The organism is Cytophaga sp. (assembly GCF_051961495.1).
In the GTDB taxonomy this organism is placed as follows: Bacteria; Bacteroidota; Bacteroidia; order Cytophagales; family Cytophagaceae; genus Cytophaga.
Genome location: NZ_JBQCDF010000092.1, coordinates 1 through 10202, shown reverse-complemented (window position 1 = coordinate 10202; position 10202 = coordinate 1). Strand labels below are relative to the sequence as shown.

Sequence of the window (10202 nt, the reverse complement as noted above, 5' to 3'; positions counted from 1 at the left end):
AAATCATTGTTCTGTCGAGCTCTGACAATAAAAAAGACATAGACAGGATTGTGGACAATGATTATGTAATACATTTTATTACCAAACCACTTTCGGAAGATTCAATTGCCGAATTGAAAAAAATGGTTTAAGGGCAGAAATTATCTTAGCACATAAAAAAAAGAGTCACGCTATTAGCGTGACTCTTTTTTTTATGTGAAGTGGAATTATTTATTTTATTTTGGCGATTCCGGAATCAGCTAAATATTTCCCGTAAACAATTTTGAATTCATCTACTTCAGGTTCAAGAGCAATAGCTTCTTCATAATATTCCATTGCATTCAAAGACAATTTATTATCTGCACAGAAAGATGCCAGGACCATTTTATTTAGTGCAGTTTCCTGACTTAACTCAGTTTTTAATGCTGTAAACTGATTGTGTAGGTCTGTTGCTTTGTTGGCATCAGGAACATAAAGCAAATTGAATTTTTCAGAAGTAGTATTCGGAGATTCTTTTACTTTTACATACCATACAACATTTTTAACTGTTTGCAGGTTTAGCTTAGCCAAATCAACTACTACTTGCGTGTCTGATGTTTCTTTTACAAGTAATTCTTCATCATACATATCCATGAAAGTGATAACATATGTTTTAGCAGGCTCTTTACCAACTTTAACTGCATTCCATTTGAAAATTGCTAATTCATCAAGTACTGTAGCTTGTGACGGAGCCATAGGTTTGATTTTATCTGTACCCCTTTCAACCGATCCTGTTACAGCCATATGTTTGTAACGGTTGGCTGCCAGGTCTTCACTATTGGCAGTCATTTGTCCGGCTACATACGTTACATATTTTGAACTTACACTGGCGTTTTGAGTATTCACCTGGTTTACAAGTTGAGATACATCATACGTTCCGGCAGTTTTAAGTTCAATCGTTTTTCCGCTTTTGTGCGCAAGCCCAAGGTAACCGCCAGTTGCGATTACAACTTTATCTGCAGTATATAATTTTTTACCAACAATTAAATCTACAGAAGAATTTGTCGAAGCAACGATTGCTTTGTTTCCTCCTTTTGTAACAAGTACTTTAAAAATTTCATCCTGGGCGAACAATGAAATTGAGGTTACAAAAAGTATGAAAACTATGGATAACTTTTTCATATTGATTCTTCGGTTTCGGGTTTATTTTGATTTTGTAAAGATACGTTTTTTTGTTTTGTTCTCATATAAAGGGGTTTAAGTATTCCCCAATACAGTTCTATTAAGTTACCAGACAATAACAATGCCACAGATGCAATTGCTATATCGAAAGTGTAATTTTTTTGGTCAAATATGACTACAGTGGCTGTAGAAAGCAAAATAACGCCCACTAATGATAAAATCATTGAAATTCCATCCCACCATTCGGCTGTATTTAAATACAACCAATTAAAGATCCATATAGTAAGAAATATAAAAAGCAGGGTCAATGTCCAGTTCAGCCATTGAGGCATGTCATTTATATAACTTTCTTTTAAAATCATTGAAACAATGTTGGCGTGTACTACAACTCCATACATATCCGGAGCGGTTCTGCCTACATATTGGCTATTTAGCGGGGTACAAAACTTATCCTGCCAGTCGTTTTCTCCAATAAATTCACCCATAAAGCCCATAATAACGATTTTATCTTTAATCGTCTCCGGGGTAAAATTGGTGTCCAGTACATCTGTCCAGTCTAAAGCGGTAAATACTGTTTTGGAGTTAGATGTACTTCCTTCAGTATATACGTTAATATTACCCTGATAGTTTATTGTCTCAACATCATGATTACGGGAAATGTATCGTTTTAGTTTCTCCGGAGCATAAATACTTACCAACTTTGAAGGAAAAGATAAAATCGTATCACCATTGTGTACTTCTTTAGGGATACAATCCCTGGCTGTATTCAAACTGTTTTTCCCTTCGGCGATCATATCCGCAAAGCCCGGCTGGGCATATTGCATAAACATAGGATTGGAATAGTTAATGCTATCAACACTACCGGTTTTCGGGTTTTCAATCAATTCAGAAACCAATACAAGGTTTTTTGTGTGTGAAAAAGCCGAGGCCAAAGCAAAATCAAGTTGAGGGTCTTTCGGTTTTCGGAAAAAAGCATCTATCCCGATCGCTTTCGGCTCATATTTATTCAAAATATTGATTAATTCTGCAACGCCGCCACGATCAAGCTTGCCGATATTCACCAGAACAATATTTTTTTCTTCTTTTTGATTTTCCCTTATGTGAGAAAATACTACGTCCGTAAGCTCGAAATCTTTAAAAGCATCCGAAACAGGACTGAATACGTCTGCATTGATTGGTATATTGGAAATAATCCACATGAAACCCAAAACCCAGGCCATTACCAAAAAACTCTCTCTGAAAAGCTTCTTAAAAGTCATAAAAAGAATGTTGAATGATAAATATACAATTTAAAAAATATTCTTTCCATAGTTTTATTTGCGTAAAGTTATCTGAAGAAGGATTTTTTTCGTATGAATTCATATCGTCGAATTTTATAGATAAAATTCGGCTTCAATTCGTTAAATTTGAAGGTTAACAATTAATTCAATGGATCAGATTCATAATTACACAGAACAGGAAAATAAGATCTGGGCAACAGCTTACAGTAGAATCTTAAATTTTTTAGGTGACGTTGCAGATGAGAGCGTAATGACTGGAATTCGAACTATTGGATTGCCGGGAGATCGAGTGCCTAATGTGGAAGAAATAAACGAGCATTTAGCCAAACATACCGACTGGAGGATTGTTCCGTTGGAAGATATGGTAGATGACACTAAATTTATCAGTATGCTCGCTGATAAGCTCTATCCTTGCAGAACATGGGTACGCAGCATCGACCAGGTTGATAAAATGGAAGATGAATATGATATCTTTCATGACGTGTTTGGACATACTTCGTTGTTGTATATACCTACTTATTGTCTGTATCTGGAAAAACTCGGAGAGCTTGCACTCGAATATATCAATGATTCAAAAGCGATTTTGTATTTGAAACGTGTTTACTGGCATACCATTCAATACGGATTGATTGATGTAAACAAATCATTGCGTATCTATGGCGCACATATGATTACATCCCGCAATGAAGCGTCTTATGCATTGAATGCAGGCGTTCCAAAATATGACCATAATGTGTCAATCATTATGGATACTCCATATGTAAAGAACCATTTTCAGGAAAAATATTTTGTCATTAAATCTTATGATCAGCTTCTGGCTTCTATGGATACAATCAAAGTTGAACTGGAGAAACGATTGAAGTAATATGTCAGAAGATAAAAAGTTTTATAAAACTGTTCGTTTTTCTCAGACTACAATAACAGAGCTGATGATTCCTTCTTATGCAAATTTTGGAGGAAAAATACACGGAGGGATTTTATTATCTCTGATGGATAAAGCAGCTTATGCGTGTGCATCAAAACACTCTCAGGGATATTGTGTAACGGTTTCTGTAGATACGGTTGACTTTCTTCAACCCATTGAAGTAGGGGAGTTGGTTGCTTTGCATGCATCCGTGCATTATGTGGGGAACAGTTCAATGGTAATAGGTATAAAGGTTATTTCTGAAAATGTACATACCTCCACGGTGCGGCATACCAATACCTCTTATTTTACTATGGTTTCAAAAGATGATAAGGATGAACTTAAGAAGGTTCCTGGTTTGATACTTGAAACCAAAGAAGAAATAAAAAACTTTTTGGATGCTCTGAAGCGTAAAGAAATAAAAGATTATTATAAAAAAGAACTAAAAAAGCTTGGAGACCTGCCTCACTCTGAAGAACATGATTTGGAACTTTTAAAAGATGAGCGCTGCCAGATAGTACATTAATTCTATGTTTAAAAAAATAATTTCGTTGCCGTATTACCTGAAAAATCCGGCGGTTCAACCCCGCACGCGTATGTATGTTATTTGTCTGCTGCTGGGATTTGCCGGAGGACATCGTTTTATGATGGGCTATAAAACCTGGATATTACAGTTTATTACCTTAGGCGGCTTAGGTTTCTGGTCCTTATATGATCTTGTTAAAATTGCCTTGAATGAAATGACAATGGCAGACGGCCGGTCATTATCTTAAACACAACAAAATTATTTGAACAGTTTTTCGTTCAGACAATATGGAACAGATCAACGAAAAGAATTTTAATTTTTATAACCAGATCGGAATCGATACTTTTCAATCTTTAGCAAAAGACGGAGGTTTCAGTACCTATGTGGACCTGGAAATTGCATACAGATATATTCAATCGACAGAAAATATTGTTGAAATTGGCGCAGGTTACGGACGTTGTATTGATTTCCTGCTTACTAAAAAGCACCAGGGTAAAATTATAGCCGTTGAACAAAGCTCCAAACTTTGTGATCATTTACGTGAAAAATATTCATCAACGGTAGAAATCGTTGAAGGAAATATTTATACTATTTCATTTGCCCAGACCATTGATACTGCCCTTTGGATGTGGTCGGGGATCATAGACTTTTCATTGGAAGAGCAGGCGGCAAATGTCAAACACATTTTTGAATTATTAAGTACGAAAGGGAAATTGTTCATTGATATTCCGCGTCTTGGCATTCAGACAATAGCAAGCCATATTGACCAGCAGCACATAAAACTTACAACAGATTTTGGTGAAATTGAATGCTACATTCCACGTAGCGATGAAGTAAAGGAGTATGCTACTGCCGCAGGTTTCACACGGGTGGATGAAATCAATTACGAAACCGCGACTGATAAGAAGCGGACTATGTACATTTTGATGAAATAATCGGGTTCCCGATCGGTGAAAATCACAATTCCGTCTAATTTATTAGAATAGGTTACTAAAAGTCCTTATTTTGTATTTATAAATTCAAACTCTAATCGTATGAAAAAATTAATACAAAAAATTGGCTTGCTTGTTATTGCTGTTATGGCAAGCATGGCAGTAAATGCACAGTCGACTATTGAAGTATCCATCACCACTATAGCAGGTACTCAAGTTCTTACAAATAACGGTACACCTTATGATGTAACAAGCTACGGAGACGCTGTTCAGAATTTGTTCCCTTTGACTGTTAAAATTGAAAATAAAGGGACTTCAACATTGACATTAAACCAGGTATCCGGGAAGTACATCAACTTAAGTGGTACAGGTGCTGCTGATTTTACTATTGATGAATCTGGCACATCCGCATCGATTGCAGCAGGATCTTCTACAACTTTTACTGTTGATATTTCATCAGGCGCTACCAATGGTACAGGTAAAATTGTTACATTGAATATTTCAAGCAATGATCCTGTTAACGGTACTTTTGCTGGCAGTATTAAATATACATTTACAAATAAAACTTCTACTGCCATAGCTAAAGCTTCTGATATCGGTTTAAGCCTGTATCCAAACCCTTCAAACGATGGACATATGTTTGTATCAGCAGACAATATCAACGTTGAAAGAGTTGTTGTGAGCAACGTGAGCGGACAGACAGAAGAGTTTGCCTCAAAAGAATTCACAACTGCTCTGAAAGGTTTATTGCTTGTGCGTGTATACACAGACAAAGGTGTTGTTGCAGAAAAAATTATTATCAAAGAATAACTTCCTGATCATTTTGATCTAAAAGAAAATCCCTTCACGTTCATGAACGTGAAGGGATTTTTTATTTAATGTTCTGAAGAACGGATTGATTAAGCAATCGCTAAACCATCCAATACATTCATTACTTCTTTAACATGTTTTCTTGAAGTTTCCATTAATGCTTTTTCTTCAGCATTTAATTTCAATTCAATAACTTTTTCGATACCGTTTTTACCGATTACAGCAGGTACACCTAAGTAGCAATCGTTGATACCATATTCACCTTCTAATTTGATACAAACCGGGATGATTTTTTTCTGATCTTTAACGATCGCTTCAACCATCTGAGCTGCTGCTGCACCCGGAGCATACCATGCAGAAGTACCCATTAATTTTACTAATTCACCACCGCCGTTTTTAGTGCGCTCAATGATTGCATTTAGTTTGCCAGCTTCAACCAATTCTGTAACCGGGATACCGCCTACCGTTGTGTAACGAGGAAGTGGTACCATTGTATCACCGTGGCCACCTAATAACATTCCTTGGATTTCTTTTGGAGAACAACCGATCTCATCTGCAAGGAATGCTCTGTAACGCGCCGTGTCAAGTACACCAGCCATACCAATAACTTTGTTTCTTGGTAATTTAGAAGTGATGTGTGCACAATATGTCATTACATCCAATGGGTTTGACACCACAATGATGATCGCATTCGGAGAATATTTAACAACTGATTCTGTAACTGTTTTAACAATGCCTGCATTTGTTGAGATCAAATCATCACGGGTCATACCTGGCTTACGAGGTAAGCCTGAAGTGATCACAACAACATCAGAGTTAGCAGTTTTAGAATAATCGTTTGTAATACCAGTCGTCTTAGTGTCATATTGAGTGATAGGAGCTTTTTGCCAAATATCCAACGCTTTACCTTCTGCTACTCCTTCTTTAATATCAAGTAGAATTACTTCATTTACAATTTCTCTGTATGCCAATACGTCTGCGCAAGTAGCACCAACATTTCCAGCACCAACTACTGTTACTTTCATGATTTATTTTGGGTTAGTATTAACTATATGTTTAGGCTTACAAATTAATAAAAAAACTTAAAAAAGCTTAATTTATATTCTCCGGGTCGAGTATCAGCGGCATATAGGTGCAAACCAGTATTTTCTCCGTTTTTTCAGTAATCTTGTACCTTTCGCTGGTCCGGTAACCGACAATCCATAAAATATCCTCTTTATTTATCAGAAAAGGGATTTTGTTCTTTTGGTTAGCCGGAATTTTCAAGTCGATAAAAAAGTCACTTACTTTTTTTATCCCCTGCATGCCAAAGGGATGGAATTTATCGCCTTCAAGCCAATTACGGACCACCAACGGCCAATCCAGAGAAGCGTAATCAAAATAAGCAACATTCGGGGAGCGCTCAAAGCCTTTGAAATGCTCACTTTCAATGAGCTGGAAGCTTATTTTACCATTGGGTGTTTCCACTACAGCAGTGCTCGGGTACACAACAGATTCGAAATGCGATAACTGTTCGATCGGGAAAATATTCCATTGACTCCTGTCTTTAATAAGTGAATAATTAGGTGAATAGTATTGTGCCCCGGAAGGCTGAAAACGCTTCGTATAAATTGTTTGTATAGTTGAATAATTAAAGCCGAATGGTAAAAGCAGTTCGGATAAAATACATAAAGGATCGGGAGTCTGATCAATGTCTTCCAGCTTGATGGCGAATCCGTCCGACGTTTTCTGTAGTATTCTTGACCGGTATTCTTCAATATGATACTTGTATACTGTTTCTGTACCTTTGAAACGTTCGGCGCTATATCTGAAAACTTCTTCCAGTTTGGGGTTCAGGTTCTTTAAAACCGGAATGATCTGGTGGCGGATTAAATTACGCGCATATTTTTCTTCTACATTTGAACTGTCTTCACGCCAGCTAAGCGCGTTTTTTTCAGCATATGTGCGAATTTCGTTCCGGGCAGTGAAAAGCAGTGGTCTGACAATGTTTCCGTTTTTTTCCAATATGCCGTGCAAGCCGGCAATGCCGGTTCCCCGGGTTAAATTGATTAGCATGGTTTCAACAATATCATTCAGTTGGTGTGCCGTTGCAATACGGGCATAACCATACTCTTTTGCCAGCTCCTCAAACCAGGCATAGCGCAACTGCCTTGCTGCCATTTGTATAGACAATGAGTTTGTGCTGGCAAACGAACTTGTATCAAAACGTTTTACGTGAAAAGATACACTGTTTTGCTGGGCTAAACGGGCAACAAATTCTTCATCCTCATCCGATTCTTTTCCGCGCAGGGAAAAATTGCAATGTGCAACTGCAAAAGAATAACCTGCTTTTAAAAATAAATCGAATAATACGACCGAATCAATTCCTCCACTTACGGTTAGTAAAATTTTATCATTCGGAGAAAAAAGTTGTTTCTCTGAAATAAATTGGCGCAATTCGTGCAACATAGGTTAAATATACAATTTAAATTATTTTTGCAGATATGATTAGAGATATGTTTCGGAGAATACTACATATAGTACCAGCATTTTTACTGTTTATTGGTGCATTTGCCCAAAATCAACCTGAAAAGATCAAGTTGGTACAGGCGGGTACATTAATGGGTAGTGAAGGAAAGGAAGCATATGTTAAACTAAAAGACAACGTTGTTTTTCAACAGGGTGAAATGTTCCTGTATTGTGATTCCGCTTTTCAATATGCCGGCAGAAACTATATAGAAGCATTCGGACGGGTACGATTAACACAAGGCGATACCTTATCTCTAACCTGTAAGAAGCTTGAATATGATGGTAATACGAAAAAAGCAAAAGCAATCGGTGATGTTATCCTGGTAGATAAACAGACGATCTTAAAAACGAGTGTCCTCAATTACGACCGTGTGTCTAAAACTGTAAGTTATTCATCCGGTGCTGATATCAGTGATAAAGGAAATAACTTGACCAGTACAATAGGTGCTTACAATACGTCTTCAAAAATATTTACCTTCAAGAAAAATGTTCATATAACCAATCCCGGGCAAGGTTTCTTACTTGATGCCGATACGCTGCAATATAGCTCAAATTCACGAATGGCAACATTCAGAGGGGAAACGAAGATTACAACAAAAGACGGAGTCGTGACATCGAAGGAAGGTTCTTACAACACCGCTACAGCAGTGATGTACTTTGGCGGCAGGGCGCAGGTTCACTCCGGTGATAATGCCATATCCGGCCATAAGATTGATTACGATGAAAAAACAAAGCTGGGCGTGGTTACCGGTGATGTGAAAATCATTAATAAAAAAGACAGCATAACTGTATTGGGTCAGCATGCAAAGTACAGAGGAAAAGACGGCTATTCAATTGTGTCGGGAAATCCGCTCATGTATCAGGTAAGCGGTATTGATACGTTATTCTTAAAAGCAGATACGCTGGTTTCCATTGATGATACAACTAAAAAAATAAAATTATTAAAAGCTTATTTCCATGTTCAGCTGTATCGAAAAGATCTACAGGCAACCTGCGATTCGCTTGTTTATAATTTTTATGACTCCACGATTTATTTATTCCGCAATCCTGTTTTGTGGAACGGAGAAAATCAATTGGTGGCAGATTCCATCTGGATGGTCCAGAAAAACGGGAAGATGGATGCCATGCACATGCATGTAAATGCATTCGTGATTTCGAAAGATACCCTGGCAAACTTTAATCAAATCAAGGGGCGTCAGATTACTGCCTACTTTGATAATAATCATTTGAAGAAGATCATGGTGGAAGGAAATGCGGAAAGTATTTATCATGCCCTGGAAGGAGAAAAAAAACTTATAGGAGTAAATAAAGCAGAGGCTGGTTCCATCGTTGTATTATTCAAAGATGATAAGTTGGCTTCCATTACTTATGTGACCAAGCCTGATGCCGCTTTTATTCCGCCGCAACAGCTTAAACCTGAAGATGTTAAGCTGAAAGGGTTTAAATGGAAGGCAAAAGATCGTCCGACACGGCAGTCAGTCATTGGAACTAATTTGTAATGAGGTGCTTAGTACTTTTAAAGCTTTTGTTTAAACAAAAATCATTTCGTACATTTGCAAGCTATGCCTAATATGCGCTTACTTAAATATTTTATTTGTTTACCGATCGTTTTCCTGTTGTTTTCATGCAGTGATTTTAATCGCTTGCAGAAAACGGGCACACCAGCGGAAAAGCTTTCGAGTGCAATTAAATATTATAATGAAGAAGATTATTATAAAGCCGGTGTTTTGCTTGAAGATGTGTCTCCTTTATTGAAAGGGCAGGATGGGGCAGAAGACGCAGCGTATTATCTGGCGAATAATTATTACAAGCAGAAGCAATACATGATGAGTGCTTTTTATTTCAAGGATTTCTATTTAACCTATCCAAGAAGCACGCGTGTTGAAGAGTCTATGTATATGCATGTGTATTCATTGTACATGAATTCACCGGAATATAACCTGGATCAAACCAGTACTTATGAGTGTTTAAAGGCCTTGTCGAACTTTGTTACCCGTTATCCCCGATCCATATACATGGATCAGTGTAATGAGATTGCATCAGTCTTAAATGCAAAACTGATACATAAAGCATTCGAACATTCTATGATGTATCATAAAGTC

At 37.2% G+C, this 10202-nt stretch carries 11 protein-coding genes and 1 pseudogene; 8 read left to right on the top strand and 4 right to left on the bottom strand.

The annotated features are described in order from the left end of the window. Positions 1-131: pseudogene (locus tag ACTHJT_RS04200) on the top strand (response regulator); the annotation flags it as partial. Between the two features lie 79 nt (positions 132-210). Here the strand turns inward: ACTHJT_RS04200 and ACTHJT_RS04195 are convergent. Together ACTHJT_RS04195 and ACTHJT_RS04190 are read right to left on the bottom strand one after the other, a co-directional pair. After that, a complete protein-coding gene (locus ACTHJT_RS04195) occupies positions 211-1140 on the bottom strand; it encodes a hypothetical protein (protein WP_440236583.1) in 930 nt (309 codons plus the stop codon). Further along, positions 1137-2201 carry a CHASE2 domain-containing protein gene (locus ACTHJT_RS04190; protein ID WP_440236582.1) on the bottom strand — a complete coding sequence of 355 codons (1065 nt, stop codon included), beginning with the start codon at positions 2199-2201 and terminating at the stop codon, positions 1137-1139. Before ACTHJT_RS04190 ends, ACTHJT_RS04195 begins: the two co-directional genes overlap by 4 nt. Positions 2202-2568: 367 nt before the next feature. On the opposite strand from ACTHJT_RS04190, the gene ACTHJT_RS04185 reads away from it, so the two are divergent. The 5 genes from ACTHJT_RS04185 to ACTHJT_RS04165 all read left to right on the top strand — a co-directional run bounded on the left by ACTHJT_RS04185 (position 2569) and on the right by ACTHJT_RS04165 (position 5592). Continuing rightward, positions 2569-3285, top strand: coding sequence for a phenylalanine 4-monooxygenase (locus ACTHJT_RS04185; protein WP_440236581.1), 717 nt, complete (start codon positions 2569-2571; stop codon positions 3283-3285). 1 nt (position 3286) lies between these two features. Further along, the gene (locus tag ACTHJT_RS04180; RefSeq protein ID WP_440236580.1) at positions 3287-3850 is read left to right on the top strand and encodes an acyl-CoA thioesterase; all 564 of its coding nucleotides are present in this window, start codon (positions 3287-3289) and stop codon (positions 3848-3850) included. Between the two features lie 4 nt (positions 3851-3854). Beyond that, complete coding sequence (locus ACTHJT_RS04175; RefSeq protein ID WP_440236579.1) at positions 3855-4097, top strand: TM2 domain-containing protein; 243 nt, start codon at positions 3855-3857, stop codon at positions 4095-4097. A 40-nt stretch (positions 4098-4137) separates the two neighbouring features. Then, complete coding sequence (locus ACTHJT_RS04170; protein WP_440236578.1) at positions 4138-4785, top strand: methyltransferase domain-containing protein; 648 nt, start codon at positions 4138-4140, stop codon at positions 4783-4785. A 99-nt stretch (positions 4786-4884) separates the two neighbouring features. Next, positions 4885-5592, top strand: a complete 708-nt coding sequence (locus tag ACTHJT_RS04165) for a T9SS type A sorting domain-containing protein (RefSeq protein ID WP_440236577.1) — start codon at positions 4885-4887, stop codon at positions 5590-5592. Between the two features lie 89 nt (positions 5593-5681). Here ACTHJT_RS04165 and mdh read toward each other — a convergent pair whose 3' ends face one another. Then, positions 5682-6617, bottom strand: a complete 936-nt coding sequence (mdh, locus tag ACTHJT_RS04160; RefSeq protein ID WP_440236575.1) for a malate dehydrogenase — start codon at positions 6615-6617, stop codon at positions 5682-5684. 67 nt (positions 6618-6684) lie between these two features. Next, positions 6685-8040 (bottom strand): tRNA lysidine(34) synthetase TilS, encoded by a 1356-nt coding sequence (gene tilS, locus ACTHJT_RS04155; RefSeq protein ID WP_440236574.1) that lies wholly within the window; start codon positions 8038-8040, stop codon positions 6685-6687. Between the two features lie 47 nt (positions 8041-8087). On the opposite strand from tilS, the gene ACTHJT_RS04150 reads away from it, so the two are divergent. Then, the gene (locus ACTHJT_RS04150) at positions 8088-9599 is read left to right on the top strand and encodes an OstA-like protein (protein WP_440236572.1); all 1512 of its coding nucleotides are present in this window, start codon (positions 8088-8090) and stop codon (positions 9597-9599) included. Between the two features lie 72 nt (positions 9600-9671). Next, positions 9672-10202: outer membrane protein assembly factor BamD (locus ACTHJT_RS04145; protein WP_440236571.1), on the top strand; the 531-nt coding region annotated here is incomplete at its 3' end.